Source organism: Flavobacterium sp. GNP002, assembly GCF_054343795.1.
The window spans coordinates 3,103,802-3,122,237 of sequence record NZ_JBTGUW010000001.1 but is presented as its reverse complement, the minus strand read 5'-3'; the positions used below and the strand labels follow the sequence as shown (position 1 = coordinate 3,122,237).

The window sequence follows — 18,436 nt, the reverse complement described above, 5'->3', positions numbered from 1 at the left end:
GATTCAATTATTAAAAGCAATTTTTAACGTTTCATCACTAAAAAATATTTTGTTTTAATTATGGGTAAAGTACTTTGTTTTGGGGAAATCCTTTTGAGATATAGTATGGGGGAAAACTTCCCACAACAACCGAATTTGGCTGCCTATATAGGAGGCGCGGAAAGCAATGTTGCCTTGGCTTTGGCCAAATGGAAAATCCCTGTTGCTTATTGTACTGCTATGCCCGATTATTTCTTGTCGGATACCATTATTGCATATTATCAGCAAATGGGTATTGAAATCAATACTATTATTAAGTCAGGTGAACGCATTGGCGCCTATTACCTCAATCAAGGTACCGATGTTAAAAATGCAGGCGTGATTTACGATCGCAAACATTCCTCGTTTTTCGAATTAAAACCCTCAAGCATCAACTGGGAAGAAGTTTTTGAAGGCATCTCTTGGTTTCATTTCACCGCCATATCGCCAGCGCTAAATGCAAATATCGCGACACTTTGCGAAGAAGCGTTGATTGTGGCCACAAAAAAAGGAATCACCATTTCCTTGGATTTAAATTACAGGGAAAAACTATGGAGATATGGTGTGGAGCCTATAGATGTAATTCCTAAACTGGCTAGGTATGCCCAAGTAATTATGGGTAACATTTGGGCCGCCGAAAAAATGTTAGGCATCGCAATTAATCCAAAATTAATAGGGTCGGGAAGCGAATCAGATTTAGTGGAACAAGCCAATAATACCTCCAAAGAAATTTTGGCGAAATATCCCAATTGCAATACCGTTGCAAATACCTTTCGCTTTAATGATCAAGAATCCGTAAAGTATTTTGCGGCTTTATACCAAAAAGGAAATATCTATAAGAGCAAAACTTTATTTGCAACAAAAACAATCGACAAAGTGGGAACAGGAGATTGTTTTATGGCCGGGCTTATTTATGGAATACTACATAAACAAGTACCGCAACAAATAGTTGAATTTGCGGCAAGGGCTGCCTATCAAAAATTATTTATAAAAGGAGATGCTACCACATCTGAAGCAGAAGAAATCGAACAGTTAATACAGCAAGATGAATAAAAAAGAACGTGTCATACAGCAAATCATACAGTCGGGCTTGTTGCCTTTGTACTACCATGAAAATAAAGACGTAAGCATTAACATATTACGGGCTTTGTATCGATCAGGTGTCCGCATACTCGAATATACGAATCGCGGAGAAAATGCTTTGAGCAATTTTAAAGCGCTCAAGACTGTAGCTGAACAGGAAATGCCCGATTTATTATTAGGCATTGGCACCATAAAAACTGCTGAAACTGCACAAGAATTCTTGAATTTAGGAGCTGATTTTATCGTGAGCCCAATTGTTTCTCTTGAAGTGGCTAAAATTGTTCTGGGACAAAACTTAGCTTGGATTCCAGGCTGTTTAACCCCTACAGAGATTCACCAAGCTCAAACTTTGGGAGCCACATTGGTAAAGATATTTCCAGGCAATTTAGTGGGGCCTTCTTATATTCAATCCATAAAAGATATTTTTCCCGAACTCCTATTTATGCCTACCGGTGGGGTGGAGCCTGAAGAACAAAACTTGAAAGCTTGGTTTGGAGCCGGTGTATCGGCTGTAGGTATGGGCAGCAAACTGCTGCAAACCAACCTAATCGAAGAAGGCAATTTTGAAGTCCTCTCCGATTATATAACAAAGGCTACTATTCTAATTCAATCTTGTAAACAATCCTAAAATGAATATATCTTCAGAAAAAAGAGTTCGATATGGCATACTGGCCTTATTGTTTTTCGGAACTACCATTAATTATATCGACAGGCAAGTGATTGGTTTACTAAAACCTACATTGGAAAAAGAATTCAATTGGACAGAAACGGATTATAGCAATATTGTGATGGCTTTTTCGGCAGCCTATGCCATTGGCCTTTTGGGTTTCGGACGATGGATTGATAAAATTGGAACTAAGCTGGGTTATTCAGTATCCGTCTTCTTTTGGAGCATTGCCGCCGTTGCACATGCATTTGCCAAAAGTACCTTTGGTTTTGGCTTGGCCAGGGTAGGGTTAGGTTTGGCGGAAGCTGGTAACTTTCCGGCTGCAATAAAATCGGTAGCGGAATGGTTTCCTAAAAAAGAACGTGCGCTGGCTACCGGAATTTTCAATTCGGGTGCCAATGTGGGTGCCGTTGTTGCTCCCATCATGGTTCCCGCAATTTTAGGTGCTTACGGCTGGCAAGAAGCTTTTGTCATCACTGGTGCCATTGGTTTTATTTGGTTAATTTTTTGGTGGAAATATTATGAAACTCCTGCAAGACAAAAAAAAATATCCAAAGAAGAATTCGATTATATTCACAGCGATAATGAAGTAGTCTTGGAAACGGAAGCTCCGGTTAAATGGATTACATTATTTAAAATAAAACAAACCTGGGCATTCATTTTTGGCAAGCTTTTAACCGATCCTGTTTGGTGGTTTTTCCTGTTTTGGCTGCCTTCTTATTTTGCCGAAACTTTTAATCTTGATTTAAAAAAACCCAGTTTACCTTTAGTTTTAGTTTATACTGCCACAACTATTGGCAGTATAGGAGGTGGTTTTTTATCTTCCTATTTAATCAAAAAAGGATGGAATGTACAAAGAGCCCGTAAAACGACCATGTTTATCATTGCCATTTGCGTATTGCCTATCATGCTGGCACAGTTTACCCAAAATATCTGGGTTGCAGTGGGATTAATCAGTTTGGCAGCGGCAGCCCATCAAGCTTGGAGCGCCAATATTTTCACGACAGTGTCAGATTATTTCCCAAAAAAGGACATCAGCTCAGTAGTAGGTATCGGCGGCATGGCAGGCTCCGTTGGCGGCATCCTTTTTCCTTTAGCCATCGGTATGATTTTAGATCATTTTAAGCTTTTGGGTAATATAACTGCTGGTTACAATATTATATTTATTATGTGTGGTTCCGCCTATTTATTGGCCTGGCTAATCATGCATTTTTTAACCAATAAAAAAAATAGCTAACCTCTTAGGGAATAGCAAAATATAAGTGATAAACGTCATATCTTGGCATAGTTTTTATAAAAAGAATGGAATTTGGGTTAATGCCCTTGAGTCGAAATTTGTTTAAAGGAAAAAGACTAAAAAAGTGAACAGAACTATTGAAAGTGTCGATTAAAAAAGATCCGAGATATAGAATATGTCTAGATTAGATGATACACGAATAATGCCGCTTATGCATTAGATAAGCTGCACGTGAATTATAAGTTCAGGCCGGAAGTTTGCGTTTTGAGGAAGGTGTCACAGACAAAGACTACATCATATTATTGCGTAAAGAAATTGATGAATTCCGTTTGCTATTCATTGAGTGGGTGACGGGTTTTGACATGTGGAATTATATCAAAGATGAATGAGGATTATTCAATCCATCGGGAGTTTCTGCCCATGACAAAGACCCCGATGATGATATTCCTTTTAATCCGAAATATTTTTTTGATTTTGACGATGATGAAGAAAATTAAACTTTAAGGATTGGTTACTATTGCCTAAATTATTCTTTCTTGTTAGTTCAAATTGAAATCGCCATTGAACTTACTTTCCAATACAATATCTAATTTATCAGTATTTGTAAGGCTTTAGCAGGGTAGAGGTGTACAAAAAGAGTACTTAAAATAGAAGAATACTCATTTGTAAAGACAGTAAAAGAAATTGTAGCTATTTAAATTGGATAATAATTTCTTCAAAATCCTCCTTTATAAACTCCCAATACTTTCCTTTAAAGCAAATTGGATTAAAATCTTCATCAGCTTGTTCAAAGGATGTAAAGTTTTTTAATTATTAAATCTTTGTCATGTGAATAAGGATATCTTTGCTCGTGTAAATCTAACATTTGGCTTAAATCATGAGACCGAAGTAATTCATGTAGATCCCAAAAGTCTTTTTTTCTCCCTCCTCCTTGAATAACTTTTAACTTCATGGCGATAATTTCTTCAATAGTTGCCATTCTGATACCATCAACTTCTATAGCGGGTTGGATATAATCGTCTGTGTAATACAAATCGAGTTTTACGGTATTTTCTTTATTTTCTCCAATACTATAACTTTTCCCCATTGCTGGAATGGTGTCTAAAAAATCTACATATTGAAAGTTATCTTTTAGATAAATTTCTATGACTCTAAAATCTAATGATCCGTAGTCAGCATCACTAAACAGATCAATATCGATAGATTCTCTATGACCTATTTGTTAACTCAATGCTGTACCGCCTACAAGTCTAAAATTATCAAAAATTTTTGATTGCATTAATTGAATCAAACTTTCTTTAAGCAATTTATTTACAGTGGAATAGTATAACATTACGCTTGTTCTTTATTTTTATAAACAGTATAGGGTTTACGAGTATTTTGCTCAAGTGTAGACCTAATAAGTTCACTTTTATAAAAACGTTTTATTTCTTCTTTTTCAATATCATTTCCTCGTTCGAATATTCTAAGAATTACCGCTGCACTTTGTTTCTGCCAATCAATTTTAGTTATATCTGTATCCCAAAACAACACCTTTCTTAAAAGGTTTAAGTTTGGAGTTTCTTGTTTTGTTTTACTTTTTTGTTCCTGAATATCAAAATAGGTTTGTAGCAAAGCTAGTGAGCCTTCCTCTAAACTTAGCTTTTCTTCAATTTTCAATGCCAGTGCTACATTGAGTTTCCTTCTTCCTTTTGTTATTGCGTTTATAGTTTGTGGATGCTCCCCAATAGAAATAGCAAAAGGACGCTGTGAAATCGCTTTTTTGTTAAGTAAGCGTTCCAATACTATTCCAGGATGTATGCCTTTATATTTTTCGATTAATGTATCCATAGTACAAATGTAAACATTTTTGTTTATACGGAGATCGATGCGGTGGTAATTGTTTTTAATCACCGCATATTTGCGGTGATAATTACCGTTATAGCAGTTTTTGTGTTCTTTTTTTTAATTTTTAAATTGTAAAATCATCTTTTACCGATTTATTTACTGCTATAACAGTAATATAGGGCTATTTATATTAAATAAATGTTTTGTAATATCTAAATTGTTTATTTTTACCGTTAAAACAGTATAAAATGAATGATTTTGATTTAGGTACTTTCATTAAAGACCATCGAAAAAAAGCAGGATTGACACAACTTGAACTAGCGGACTTAGCTGGAGTAGGTAAGACCACTGTTTTTGATATTGAAAAAAATAAAGAAACAGTTCGTTTGAACAATCTTTTTGCAGTACTCCGAGTGCTAAATATTAAAGTAGAATTCAAAAGTCCTTTAAATAAATAATTATGAGAAGAGCAATTGTATTCGCACACGGAAAAAGAGCTGGAATTTTAACGGAGATTGCTGCTAACGACTACCATTTTGAGTATGATGAAAATTATGATGGTGAAGCGGTTTCGTTGACCATGCCCATAACTCAGAAAAAATATAGTTATACATTCTTTCCACCGTTTTTTGAAGGGCTATTGCCTGAAGGTGTTATGTTAGAGGGATTACTACGAATTGTGAAAATTGATAAGAAAGATTATTTCTCTCAACTGATTGCAACCGGCAATGATTTAGTAGGTTCAGTAACGGTTAAATTGATGAAAGATGAATAGATGTCCTATTACATATGAATTGTGCGGTATGGATAAGTACAGTGAAAAAGGACTTCGAATGATAGCTCCTAAATTTACATATTTAAATGATTTACCCTATACGGCTGTTGAGCTTCGTCAGGAAGCCGCAAATAGAGCTAAAAAGCTATCCATTCAGGGTGTACAACCAAAGCTTAGTGCTGCTATTTCAATAGTGGATCAAGAATTTAAAATTGTGGACCAATTTGGAACTTACATTATAAAGCCTCAAAATGATTTATTCCCTCAATTGCCAGAAAATGAAGATGTAACTATGCGAATGGCAAAAGTATTTGGTTTAGAAGTGCCATTTCACGGGATGCTATATGGTAAAGATGGTAGTTTGTCTTATTTCATTAAACGTTTTGATCGTTATGGGAAGGGAAGAAAGTTCGCAACAGAAGATTTTGCGCAATTGACAGGGAATACAAGAGACACAAAGTATCGTTTTACGATGGAAAAATTGATTCCTGTAATTGACGAGTACTGTTCATTTCCCGCAATTGAGAAAGCTGATTTTTTTAAAAGAATTCTTTTTTGTTATGTAACTGGAAATGAAGACATGCATTTGAAAAATTTTTCGCTAATTACCAAAAATAACAAAACCTCACTAGCACCAATTTACGACTTTCTAAATTCTACCATAGCTATTAAAAATCCAGTAGAGGAAATTGCACTTACCTTAAAGGGAAAAAAAAGTAATTTAAAAGCAACTGATTTCATAGCTTACTACGGCAAGGAAAGATTACAACTCAATGAAAAAACTATAGCAAGTATTCTAGAACAAATGAAAAAAGCAACTTCTGAATGGAAGGAGCTGCTTGAAATTTCTTTTCTTTCAGATGATATGAAAGAGAAGTATTTTGAGTTGTTGGAAAGTAGAGTAGGGATGTTTTAATAACCACCGCAAAAACGCGGTGATTAAGTTGATTTTTTACCGCAAGTCTTACAATATATATTTTTGCCTATTATAATCTACTATGCGATTATCATAAAAATTAGATATTATTGATTAAACTACATTTTTATTACTAATATAAAATCGGTTTTGCCATTGACGTTCCTCCATTTGATTCTCTACCTGTTTTATGGCAATAACGTTCTTTATAATTCCAGTTTTCAAACATAGCCCATGAGCGGTAAGCTTCCAGACTATAAGGACGTTTAACGTCAAAAGGAATTTGTTGACCAGTTCTGATACAATAGCCAAACTCTTGATGTTTATTACTTCTGTAATTTGAATAATTTGAAGCGTTTTTATCTGTCTCGTCAAAACTTTCTACTTGATGAAATCTGTTGTTTGATTTGACTGGTTGATTATTGGAAATGTTATTACTCTCAGGAATAAATTCTTCTCTCGTGGGTTTTACATCTGAATCTAAAATTACATTTTCAAAGTCATTGTAATATTTTTTATTGAAAGAGCTATTTCGATATAGATTTTCTGTCACATCATATAGAATTTTTGATTCTACATACTTTTTGGTCAATCCTAGATTTGTTTTTTTAAATACTGGACGTTTTAAAAACACACATGGGTTTTCAACAATCACTCTATTAGTGTAAGCAATCGAATCAGAATATAATTTGTCTAGACTTAATTTCGAGTTTTGAAAATAGATACCATACTCAATATTTTCAGTCATTGACTTGCCTAATAAATTTAATGAGGTTAATAAAGCTTCATTTTCATTAGCAAAGTACTTAGCATGTAAATTTTTACAATAAATAATAGCAATGTTGCTAAACTCCTTAAAGAGATCTAAATCAGCTGGCGTTAAACTGCGTTGAGTTTCTGCCTCATTTTTACCAAAAACAAGAATGATCTCGAGTTCAGGATTATTTTTCAGTTTTTTAAATATACTTTTACAATAATCATCAAGCCTAATAAAAGGGGAGAGGATGATAAGCTCTTTTTTTGCATTCCAGATGATGTCAGTTAGCTTGTCATCTAGTTGTTGTTCGGTAATGAATTCGGACATTTTAGTAATAGTTTATTATTTTAATTTCTGTGAAACTGTATTTTAATCCTACTCTTAAGATTCTAGGATTGATTCTTCCAAGTCTTCATATATTTCAAGTTCTACATTTGATGTGTCCTGAGGAATAATGAATGAATTTAACTCCGCTGTAATTCTTTCCAATCTATTTTCATAAAAAGTATCATATTCGTTATTCCAAATTCCATCATTATTTATATCTATAAAGTGCGTTTTCATAGTCTCTTCTAATTCTTCATTTTTGGAATTAAATGATTTCATGTATGTAGCAGGGCTCTTTGCTTTTATTACATTTTTATTTAAATATCCATCTACAATTGTAATATTGACTATATGATTTACATAATAATACTCTAAATCTTTTCTGTTTTTTGCTAACCAAGATTTAGGGAAAAAATGATGATAATTTTTACTAGTAGCAATTTTTAGCCAACTATTATCAATTATCACATCTAGGTTATTATCAAATGATTTTGGTTTTTGTTTTGCATACAAACATAAAATTGCTTTAGTAAAAGATTTACCTGTGCTAAACCAGCCATTTGCCTCAACAAATTCTTTATTTACAATAACTGCCCATTCATATTTTGGTAATTCATTACCGATAATTTTATCAATTTTTGCAATATCCTGAACTAATTTACCTTCAACTCCGGATGAATATCTAAAACCTAATGAGGCTCTCCAAAAGAAATCTTCTAATCTCTTTTTCATAATCCCACTAGGATTATTTTTGTGTTGAAAGTAAAAATAGCTAAACGGTACTAAAAGAGCATTATAGGGTAATATCCTACCAACAACAATTCCGTAACTTCTAAAGAAATCAATGCTACTTTTTATGCAATTCACTGCTTCATCCCAAATATTGATAAAAGCCATTTTGTCTAATTTTAGGATGGTCTTTCTAGTACAGTCTTTTTCTAGCAATATGGATATAACTTGAAGGATCGTAGCTGATGGGATTGTATCATAGTGGCTTGCACTCAGTTCTGCAGAAAGTTCTTCGTACTTAACTGATAAATCAAATATTTCTTCCTTATTTTCAAGATCGTTCTTCTTTTCAAAAATATGATAGGTTTTAGCAACCATAATTTCAAAAAGGGATAATGATTTGCCACCTACATTTAGCCTTGTAAAAACCTCGGTAGCAACATCTATTTGGGCATTTTTGAGATTGATAACTGAAAAAGTATAACCAGAAAGTACATTTTTATAATGGTCTAATTTTTCATGAAGTTCTTCGGGATAATTTTTAAAAATTGCATATCCACCTTTCATTAAGTCGGTGAGCTTGATTATTTTTTCGGTACCACATTTTTCTATTTCGGTTGTTACAATATCTTCTTCTTGTTCAGCCCATAAATTAATATAGATTTCTGAATAATCGGTAGTTTTACCATCGTCTTCCCCAATTGTAACTCCTTTTAAAGCAGCATACAATGAAGTTAAACGTTGTTGACCATCTAGTACATAATTTACAAATTCACCATGCTTAGGTTCTGGCAATACTATATTACCAAGATTACGAACAGATCTCAATCGTTCGTTTGTTCTCCAATAAATAAAAGTTCCAATAGGATAACCTTTAATAATACTATCTAATAATTTTGCTGAATCTTTTATGCTCCAAACAAACTTCCTCTGAAATTGTGGTATTTTAACCTGACCTGTTTCTATTTCACTCAGAAGGTCTGTGTATTTAACTGAAATATTTTGTAGTGATGTACTCATTTTTGTATTTGAAACTTGTTGGATGTTATTTTAAAGGTATTGACTCATGTAATAAAAAATGTATTTGTAAAATTCCTCTACAAGTTTTTTGCTAGACCTGATATGTAGTAGAAAGATAAAATTTTAAATATTATTCATAATACTTGTTACAGTTGGAATTGTTTTTTTTAGTCAAGCATTTTACTGTAAAACAGTTACTAGCTCAAAATCTAAAATCAGTTGTACTTTTGAGTTAAACATTTCATATTGGTAAGTCTTTAAGTTGTAGCTATTACTTTTTTTGAAAAAAACTTTAAATTTATCTTAAACATATTTTGTCGATTTGATGTATATCATTTATTCAAAAATAATCTTTTAATTGCAGTACATCTTTCTTGTATTTAATATTTTAGCATAGTTATAGACATTTTGAGTTTCCCATACTTTATTCTCTATTTCTAAATTCTCAAAACTCCAGGCATTAAATAAACTTGAGGCTCTATTTTTTACGTAAGGAAAATCTAAAATTAAATTAGAAATGAAGTTGGTATTATCTTTAGCCAATGCTAATAATATGTAGGCTTCTATATTTTCAAAATAATATTTAAAGAAATCGTTATTCTCTTCCAAAAAAAAGTGATGATACTTTTCAGCTTCATTAAATTTATCATTCCATAATAAGATTGAACATATTATATGAAATCCAGAAATTTTGGTGGATTGGTTTGTATCATTTAAGTTATACTCAATTGCAATTGCAACATTTTCTAAAGCAAATTCTTTTAAATGTTTAATATTATTACTTAAAATAAGGTACGATAATTTTATTAATGCAGTTGGACTTTGATTTATGTCCAGTACATTGAAAAAAAGCCTAATAGTTCTATCATTTGAAATGCCTAAATTAAACTCGTTGGTCGCAATGATTTCTGCTAATAATCCAGTGAAATCATCTGAAAAATCAATAGAATTAACTTCATTTATTGCTTTTTTAATATAATCGTTTGAGAGTTCGCCTCTACCTTCATAGAAATGCGCAATTCCAATAATTAATCCTACAAACGGTATTTCTTCCACTATTGTTTTTAGAATACCAATGCATTTATTGTTGTTAATATCTAAAAAATCTAAACCAATTTTATAAACCTCATGAGGACTTTTAGTACCTAATTCAATTATAAAATTGGGATCAATAATTTCAATTGGTTCAAATGGAGCCTGTAATTTGCTCAAATGAATTTTGAAATCTAGTTCAATTTTGTTTTCTGAGGATTTTATAAGTTTTAAATCTGTGGCTTTCTCTTTAATTTCAAGTAAAGCGTTAAATAATGAACCTCTCCAGTTTACATATTCATTTGTTTTTTTATTTTGGTTTACTATCTCCTCAAATATGGTCTCCAAAAAAGCACCTTTTACTTTGGTAGTAATCCAAATGCTTTTGAACTCCAAAATGTCTCCAATGTTCTTAATCGATAAAAAAAGTTTAGTTTCAGAATTTTTGATAGTATAATTAGGTAATGCTACGCAATTGTGAGCAATACCAAAGAAACCGTTTTCAAATTGTTTTCCTTTTTTAAATCTAGGAAAAATTTTATTGGTATTTATACTACCAAAAATTCCTTTCCAAATGAAGTTATGGTAAATATATTCTTTTCCCATTTTCAATCTACCTTTTAAAACGCATTAAATTTATCCCCTAAATAATGCTTCAAATTATATTTTTTAGTAGTATCTAAAGCTCTTTCTAAACAAATGAATTTTTGCTCCGTATTGGTTTTAAAATAATCTACTGTATCGAAATCAATGCTAACATCTAAACAAATTAGAGTTTCTTTTTCATCATCAAAAGCTAGGATAATCTCGTTCTTTTTGAATTGGGATTGTACTTCCGTTTTGTAATTTAATGAGAAGTTATTTTTGAGCAATATCTCGGTCATAAGTTCTTCCTTATTGAAGGCATTGACTAACTGGCTTTCTTTATCAGCAATGTATTTTTTTAGTTGTGCCAAATTTTCAGCATCTGATAATTCTGGATCAGGAGCAAACTCCACTCTTGGAAAATTGGATTTTTGCAATTTGTATACTTTGAAACCTAAATTTGTCATTGGAGCTATTTCCTCCTCCAAAGATAATTCTCCTGCTTTTTTTCTAGTATTTTCTGCTATTTCATTTTCTATTTTGGTAACTACTCTTTTGTTGCGCTCAATGGTGATATCACTTATTTTTTTATAACCTGCTTTATAAGCTTCACTTTTTTCATCGGTAGCTTCAGGTATTTGAATTAAAATAAATTTATTTTTATTACCATCTTTATTTAATTCTAAAATGGAATGTGCTGTAGTTCCAGAACCTCCAAAAAAGTCTAAAATTATGTCATTTTCATTTAGTGAAAGTTCAGCTATTCTTTTAATAAGTCTCGTTGGTTTAGGTGTGTCAAAATACTGTTCCCCATTAAAAAGTTTTCTGCATTCTTGAGTTGCTTCCTGATTATGTCCAACTTCTTTGTGATACCAAATGGTTAGTGGTGTTACACCATCTTTAACATCGGTTAGAAATCTTTTAATTCTAGGAACATTATCGCCTGATTCACCAAACCAAACTCTATTATCATCTACTAATTCATTTATTTTTTCTTTGGAAAATCTCCAGCAAATTCCTTTTGGTGGATTTATTTTTTTTCCTGAGGGTGTTATTATTTCAAAATCATTTTTCTCACTATACGTTTTAACCGTCATGTCTCCCGAAACCCAAACACCACGGGGATCATTATCAATATTCTTATATCTAGCTAAGGCTTCTTTTGTTCTTTCTAAAAGAATTGGTCGATATATTTCTTTGTTTTTTGCATAGATTAATATGTGGTCATGATTGTCTGAAAACCACTTTGCATCGTTAGAGGGTGCAAATTTTTTCTCCCATATAATATTTGCTACAAAATTATCTTGTCCAAAAACTTCATCACATAATTTACGTAAATGGTGTACTTCTGTATCATCAATAGAAATAAAAATCACACCATCTTCTTTAAGTAACTGTCTAGCGATAAGTAATCGACTATACATCATGTTTAACCAATTAGAATGGTATCGCCCATCAGTTTCTGCATTCGTGTCAATTTTCAATCCGTTTTCAATAAATTCTGCATCTTCCCAATATGCTTTTTTATCTTGGGAAAAATTGTCACTATAAACAAAATCTTTTCCTGTATTGTAAGGAGGATCTATATAAATACATTTTATTTTCTCACGATAACTACCACTTAATAATTTTAATACTTCTAGGTTTTCGCCTTCTATAATTAGGTTTTCGCTGTTTTCAGGATTAATACTGCGGGCTTCATCATAAACTAAAGTAGCATTACTTGGTGTAAAAGCGTTGCGTTTTGCTTGGCTTTTGCCAAACCAACGAAATTCGTAACGTTCGGTCTCGTTAACCGTGTCAGGATTAATTGCTTTTTTTACTTCATCAATATTGAGATTTCCTTCACTGGTAAACCAATCAGGAAATTGTTGTTTTAATACTTGTAAACGCTCTTTATTCCAGTCGTTGCTTAATGGCATATAGTCATTGATAGTTTCCATGATACTATTTTTTCTTTTTAGCTTCTTTCAAAACTTTTTTATCGTCACTATCTAATTTTCTTTGTATTTTTTTAACATCTTCAGCAGGAGGTAATGTTTCGGGCACAATTCCTCTTTGAGTAAGCATATTTCGTACTGCTTTATTATTTTCTACATGTTCATTTTCAATTCTATTTTGACCTCTTAAATCTTTGCTTTGAACATTTAATCCTGTCATTTCAGCTGCCAAATCTTTGGCTTTAATACTAATGGTTGGCAAAAAATCGGCAACTGGTCTGTTGTCAGGAACGCCCATTTTCTTTTTGAGCTGTATAGTTGATAATCTAAATAATGCTTGGTCTCCTTTAGAACGAATTAATCCAAATCCCTTATTGTCCACGCCTCGCTCAAACAATATTCCGGATAATTGCTTTTCGGTTTGTGTTAATTTTTCTCGTGCTTTTACTCGTTCAAATTCAAGTAATCTTTGTTCTATCACTTCTGCTCTGCGGGTTTGAACAGCAAAATAATTTTGAGCAAAAGCAATTTCCTCTTTTCGACTGTCTCCATTTTGAGCAATTAAATAACAGGCATAACGAGTTAGTGCAATATCATCAATGTTGTGCTGAGCCCCTTTTCCTGCTTCTATCACTTTCCCGACATCAGGAAAGTGATTACTTATTTCCTCACCTGCATTTGCACAAGCATCTTTAGCTTTTTTTATTACTTTTTCAAAATTTTCCCATTTACTATATCCTAGTAATTTTTGTAACTCTCGTGCACTCCAACATTCAACACCTTCAATTTTAGAGGCAACTGCTTCAAATTGTTGAAAAAGTTCTATTATTTCTTGGCTTTTCATAATCTGATATTTTCTTAATATTTTTATTATTACTTATCACTTTCCTGATGTCAGGAAAGTGATAAGTAATTACATTTTTGCATTTATAATTTTATCTGCTTCGTTTTTAAAATAAGAGAACTCTTTTACGGGAGCTTTGTACTGTACTTCTAATCCTAATTTTTGAAAATGTTTCATAGCACAACGTATTTTGTAAATTTCACTTTCTTTAAGTGCTTTTTTATCATGAATATCGTTTGTTCCCTTGGTTTCAATCACAAAATAAAATTCACTTTCACTCCCTGTTTTTAAACTTTTTCGCTTCATCACTAATCCAAAATCTGGCTCATAATTACCAATAGGTGTTTTTATTTTGTACCAGCTCGGTAATTTTAAAAAACAAACTACTTCTGCATCTTTATCAGCATCTAATGAAAAATCTCTTTCTACATCACTATCCACAAGCATTTTATCAAATACTCCTTTGTATGGTGTTTCAACATATCCATCTTTAGAAATATTCTTTACAAAATCATTAAAATCAAAAGGATAACTCTCGCCCGTAATTTGGTAATCTAAGCCTCTAATCATTTCATTAAGTTCTACATCACGGATAATAACCGAAGTTTCATGAATAAATCGAGGTGGGTTTTTTATCATTTGATCTAAATTATTTAAACGACTAATAATCTTAAATAAAGTATTATAGCTGACTCCTGTGTTCTCACTTATTTCCTCAATTAGATCTAAGGGCGTAAACGTTGATTTTTGAATTACCTTTTCTGAACCTTGAAAAGTATCGTTTTGACCTTCTTCTGTAATTGTATTGATTAAAAAACTGGATGCTTCAATAACAAAATCAGGTATTTCAATTTTATTAATTCTCGCCGCAGATTCCGCAATCAAATTATCTTCATCAAAAGACATGGTATATTCTGTTTTTCGAGCTAAAGCGGTCCAATATTTTCTAAAAGCTTGGTCGATTTCACTTGAAGTATTGCGCTTGAAACTTACTTTATCTGTTGGAGTCCCTTTATGAGAGTGTGACAGTCCTGCGCCAGCGTTGGTAGAACCATAAACCGATTTTATTTCTTCTTGATACTGCGTAACAAATGTTTCGTAGGTTTCATTTGGGATTACAGTTAATTGGTTGATTCTATCGCTTTCTGCTACATTTAAAGCATCATAAACTCTTTGTCCGTCTTGGTTTACACAAATACGCAAACCGCGTCCAATCTCTTGACGTTTTTTAATTTCGGAATAGGAGTTATTTAAAGTCGCAATATTAAAGACATTTGGATTATCCCAACCCACACCTAAAGCAGAATGTGAAAAAACGAATTGTACTGGATTTGTAATGGTTAAAAGTTCTTCTTTTCCTTTTAAAATTAAATCGTAAATTTTACTTTGTTCTTTTACACCGCCTTCATTATCGGCATATTCTCCAGATGCTTTTTGAGCAAAATAATACCCTTGAACTGCCTGAATTTCTTCACTAGATGGAGTTTTTCCTCCATAATATTCAGGATATATTTCTTTATATTTTTGAACGAATAAGTTTTTAATAATAGGTGTTTCGCCTACATAATTAGAGACTCTGTCAATAAAGATCAATGACAAACATTTTATATTTTTCTCTAAAAGCTTTTGTGTTTTAGCAAAATGTCGGTGAAGTAACCATTCTATTTGCAGTGCCCAAATATTTTCTAAACTACCAGCTATTTGTTTTTCTAAAATTTCAGCTCCATTAGTAAAAACCACAGTCCACTTTTGTGTTTTTAAGCTTTTATTTATTCGAGAAATTTTATAATTCAAATAACTTGGATTGTTTGTTTTGTCTCCTAAATTATCTCCTTCCTTTAACCAAGCCGTATTTTTAAAATCAATCTTCCCGCTGGAATTATTAAGATGCCAAGCTTTGAGTTTGACTTTTGGGTCTCCTTTACCAATTTGAATGTCGGTCAATTCTATTTTAAGTGAAGCTTCGTCATTCTTTTCGGTAACTGTAAGTACTTCAATTTTCTTTACCAATCCCTCTTTATAACTATCAAAAGGAGTTAATCTAAACAAGAGGTTTTTAAACACTTTATGCGTTGCAGAATAACGCAGTTTGATTAAAGGATTAAGTTTTGCAATTTGTTTTATGGAATTATCTGTATCCATTCCTTCTTGCGGTTCATCCATGATGATGATTGGATTTGTTTTGCCTATTGCCTCAATGAACGGGATATTATTAAACAAGTCTTCGCGTTGTGCCTGATTTAAAATTTTGTCTTCTGAATTAAAAGAAGCCAAAGTCATTATCATAACCTGCGGATGCTGGTCTTCAATAAACTGAGTTACTTTGGGAAGTTTTTTACTGTCGTATTCAAAAGAATTTGGAGTAAATCCATAAAGTTCAGAAAGTTGTTTATCAAATGATTTGAAAGTCCCGATTATGTTTTGTCGTATAGCTACTGACGGGACAAGAATTATAAACTTTGTAAAACCGTAATGTTTAAAAAGTTCATAGATGGTTTTGATATAAACTAGTGTTTTTCCTGTTCCGGTTTCCATCTCAACACAAATATCATTTTCAGCGGAAAGGTTTGCCACGTCTTGATTTATTCCATTTTCTAGGCAAATATTTTTAATATTCTCCTGAACTTCCTCTATAGATAATCGAGAAACATTGGAACGAATACCTTCAAAACAAGCACTATCAAATGTGTTTTTTTCTGTTCCTTCAAAAACTTTTATTATTGATTGAACAGCTATGTCTTGATATTTAAGGTTTTCTAGTTTTAGTTTCATTTTTATTTTTGCAATCTTTTACAAGCAATCTAGTTTTTATTGAGTTAATTTTTTTTCAAATTTTTCTAATTTACTGCAATTTAAGTGGGTTCAGAAAAATTTTAAAAAAATAAATATTTAACTACAATAATACAAAAAATCAATTTAATCTGAAAGGATTAAAGTTGATAAAAGCTAATAAAGATTACTAAAAGTTAATAGTTTTTAAGCATTACGCTTCTATTTATTTTTCTTAAATGAATATGGTACTGAGTTATGAACTAATTGAAAAGTACGATGATAAGGAAAAGACTGAACCAAATGTTTTTAAATATTTTGTTAGGCTTTTGGATTTCTGTAGTTTGCAGTATATTTTCTATTCTATAAAACTAGAATTATATAATTCTATAAATCTAGTTTTATAGAAATGTATTTTTTTTTACCAATCAAAAGGAAACTCAATTTTTGCAATTATTTCCTTTTACGCGAACTTCCATAGGTTGGCAACCTTTCTAAATTCTCTTGTGGTATCAAAGTTAAATATAGATTGTTATTGGCTCTTGGCCATAGTCCATAAATATATTCTAATCCAGGTTCAATGACTATTTTTTGATTGAAGATTATAGTTCCTGTATGTGAAGGTCGATCAGGGTAATGTTGATCTTTATTAGTGGTTAATCTAAATTTTAATTCATTTGTTTCAATATCTATATCAAATGAGCTTTTAGCAGTAGCTTCTTTTATTGAAATTTCATTTTTAAAACTATTTAGTTTATCTAAGTAGCGATAATTTATGATCTCTTTCGTGGTTGAGTCTCTTTGTAAACTCAAAAGATTATAAGACTCAATAGTCTCCAATGATTCAATAAATAGAATCCAATTATCTGAACCTAATATGGGACGATAATGTTTTTTTAATTCAACAAAATTCATTTTGAAGCAATTACATAGCATTCCTTTTTGAAAATTAGAAAGGTGTAGCCAATTTTCAGTTTCAATGGCTTTTTCTAAATTTTCATTTATTTTTTTTTGTTCTTGAACATTTTTCAAATAAGCTTCTTCCTGTTCTTTACTGATGCAAAAGCTGCACTTATAAGTTGAAATAAGATTACTTGTCAATGCTTGATTTATAATTGATTTAAAATTCAATCTACTAGATGCTTGAAAATCATCAAATTTAGGACAAGACCCACAAGGAATTGAAAACATTAGTAAACCACGTGAAGAAATAAGTTTGTTTAGCTGACTTTGAGAAATTTCAAAAGTTTCCATGATACTTTTGGCTGTATTTAAAAATTCAAAACCATTAAACTTCCAGTACAGTTCAATGATTGATTTCTCTCTTTCAGTACATTTTTCTGAAACTTGAACTCGAATATTAGAGATTTTTTCGTTTATATTTCCCATGACGTTTTTAAAAAAAGCGTGGAACTGTCTCCTGTTAGCACTATAGGTATCTCCAAACACCAGCACACCAAACAAGAACAGCCCACGCTAGGCATGGGCGTCTTAGTTTTGATATTAGCGTGCTATTAATTTTGGAGATTTTATAGTACTAATTCAAAAGCTAAACACTTTATATTTTTATTTCTAAAACTGTATTTTGTTACATTTTATATTGGTTTCAAATTTAGTCAAAGTTTTTAAAGAGCGATATCTATTTTTAAATAATTAATCTATCAAAGGTCGAGTTTAAATAAGAAATGATTTTAGAGCCTCGTTGACAATTTGCTTCATACTAGTGTCTTCTTGCAGGGCTTTAAGCTTTAACTTTTTAAGTAGTTCTTTTTCAATATAAAAAGAAAATTGGACTTCTTCTATTTCTTTGGTAACAATAGGAACAATTTTTTGAATTGCTTTTTGTTGATTACTTGATTTCGCCTTGTTAATTAGGTCATTGATGTTTTGTTTTTCCATAATGATGGATT

16 protein-coding genes are annotated in these 18,436 nt (G+C 31.7%); 6 read left to right on the top strand and 10 right to left on the bottom strand.

Annotated elements, in window-relative coordinates:
- Positions 1 to 60 precede the first annotated feature (60 nt).
- The 3 genes from ACXX80_RS13535 to ACXX80_RS13525 are packed head-to-tail and all read left to right on the top strand — an operon-like array spanning position 61 to position 3,005.
- Positions 61 to 1,071 carry a PfkB family carbohydrate kinase gene (locus ACXX80_RS13535; RefSeq protein WP_458553648.1) on the top strand — a complete coding sequence of 337 codons (1,011 nt, stop codon included), beginning with the start codon at positions 61 to 63 and terminating at the stop codon, positions 1,069 to 1,071.
- Positions 1,064 to 1,729 carry a beta/alpha barrel domain-containing protein gene (locus tag ACXX80_RS13530; protein WP_458553647.1) on the top strand — a complete coding sequence of 222 codons (666 nt, stop codon included), beginning with the start codon at positions 1,064 to 1,066 and terminating at the stop codon, positions 1,727 to 1,729. The genes ACXX80_RS13535 and ACXX80_RS13530 overlap by 8 nt, the downstream gene beginning before the upstream one ends.
- Position 1,730: 1 nt before the next feature.
- Positions 1,731 to 3,005, top strand: coding sequence for an MFS transporter (locus tag ACXX80_RS13525; RefSeq protein WP_458553646.1), 1,275 nt, complete (start codon positions 1,731 to 1,733; stop codon positions 3,003 to 3,005).
- A 787-nt stretch (positions 3,006 to 3,792) separates the two neighbouring features.
- Here ACXX80_RS13525 and ACXX80_RS13520 read toward each other — a convergent pair.
- Positions 3,793 to 4,194, bottom strand: coding sequence for a nucleotidyl transferase AbiEii/AbiGii toxin family protein (locus ACXX80_RS13520; RefSeq protein WP_458554104.1), 402 nt, complete (start codon positions 4,192 to 4,194; stop codon positions 3,793 to 3,795).
- Between the two features lie 143 nt (positions 4,195 to 4,337).
- Positions 4,338 to 4,835: a helix-turn-helix transcriptional regulator gene (locus ACXX80_RS13515; protein WP_458553645.1), complete on the bottom strand. Its 498-nt coding sequence runs from the start codon at positions 4,833 to 4,835 to the stop codon at positions 4,338 to 4,340.
- A 245-nt stretch (positions 4,836 to 5,080) separates the two neighbouring features.
- Here ACXX80_RS13515 and ACXX80_RS13510 point away from each other — a divergent pair, with 245 nt between their 5' ends.
- The 3 genes from ACXX80_RS13510 to ACXX80_RS13500 are packed head-to-tail and all read left to right on the top strand — an operon-like array spanning position 5,081 to position 6,523.
- Complete coding sequence (locus tag ACXX80_RS13510) at positions 5,081 to 5,290, top strand: helix-turn-helix transcriptional regulator (protein ID WP_458553644.1); 210 nt, start codon at positions 5,081 to 5,083, stop codon at positions 5,288 to 5,290.
- A 2-nt stretch (positions 5,291 to 5,292) separates the two neighbouring features.
- Positions 5,293 to 5,607, top strand: coding sequence for a HipA N-terminal domain-containing protein (locus tag ACXX80_RS13505; RefSeq protein WP_458553643.1), 315 nt, complete (start codon positions 5,293 to 5,295; stop codon positions 5,605 to 5,607).
- Positions 5,600 to 6,523, top strand: coding sequence for a HipA domain-containing protein (locus ACXX80_RS13500; RefSeq protein ID WP_458553642.1), 924 nt, complete (start codon positions 5,600 to 5,602; stop codon positions 6,521 to 6,523). Before ACXX80_RS13505 ends, ACXX80_RS13500 begins: the two co-directional genes overlap by 8 nt.
- A gap of 133 nt (positions 6,524 to 6,656) precedes the next feature.
- Here the strand turns inward: ACXX80_RS13500 and ACXX80_RS13495 are convergent, their stop codons facing one another.
- The 8 genes from ACXX80_RS13495 to ACXX80_RS13460 all read right to left on the bottom strand — a co-directional run bounded on the left by ACXX80_RS13495 (position 6,657) and on the right by ACXX80_RS13460 (position 18,425).
- Positions 6,657 to 7,607 carry a phospholipase D family protein gene (locus ACXX80_RS13495; RefSeq protein ID WP_458553641.1) on the bottom strand — a complete coding sequence of 317 codons (951 nt, stop codon included), beginning with the start codon at positions 7,605 to 7,607 and terminating at the stop codon, positions 6,657 to 6,659.
- A 54-nt stretch (positions 7,608 to 7,661) separates the two neighbouring features.
- Positions 7,662 to 9,356: a GmrSD restriction endonuclease domain-containing protein gene (locus ACXX80_RS13490; protein WP_458553640.1), complete on the bottom strand. Its 1,695-nt coding sequence runs from the start codon at positions 9,354 to 9,356 to the stop codon at positions 7,662 to 7,664.
- 354 nt (positions 9,357 to 9,710) lie between these two features.
- Complete coding sequence (locus ACXX80_RS13485; RefSeq protein WP_458553639.1) at positions 9,711 to 10,994, bottom strand: hypothetical protein; 1,284 nt, start codon at positions 10,992 to 10,994, stop codon at positions 9,711 to 9,713.
- Positions 10,995 to 11,008: 14 nt separating this feature from the next.
- Positions 11,009 to 12,916 (bottom strand): site-specific DNA-methyltransferase, encoded by a 1,908-nt coding sequence (locus ACXX80_RS13480; RefSeq protein ID WP_458553638.1) that lies wholly within the window; start codon positions 12,914 to 12,916, stop codon positions 11,009 to 11,011.
- Between the two features lie 4 nt (positions 12,917 to 12,920).
- Positions 12,921 to 13,757, bottom strand: coding sequence for a DNA damage-inducible protein D (dinD, locus tag ACXX80_RS13475; protein WP_458553637.1), 837 nt, complete (start codon positions 13,755 to 13,757; stop codon positions 12,921 to 12,923).
- Between the two features lie 69 nt (positions 13,758 to 13,826).
- Positions 13,827 to 16,529: a restriction endonuclease gene (locus ACXX80_RS13470; RefSeq protein WP_458553636.1), complete on the bottom strand. Its 2,703-nt coding sequence runs from the start codon at positions 16,527 to 16,529 to the stop codon at positions 13,827 to 13,829.
- 450 nt (positions 16,530 to 16,979) lie between these two features.
- Complete coding sequence (locus ACXX80_RS13465; RefSeq protein WP_458553635.1) at positions 16,980 to 17,915, bottom strand: hypothetical protein; 936 nt, start codon at positions 17,913 to 17,915, stop codon at positions 16,980 to 16,982.
- Between the two features lie 285 nt (positions 17,916 to 18,200).
- Positions 18,201 to 18,425, bottom strand: coding sequence for an RH3 domain-containing protein (locus ACXX80_RS13460; protein ID WP_458553634.1), 225 nt, complete (start codon positions 18,423 to 18,425; stop codon positions 18,201 to 18,203).
- Between the last annotated feature and the right edge of the window lie 11 nt (positions 18,426 to 18,436).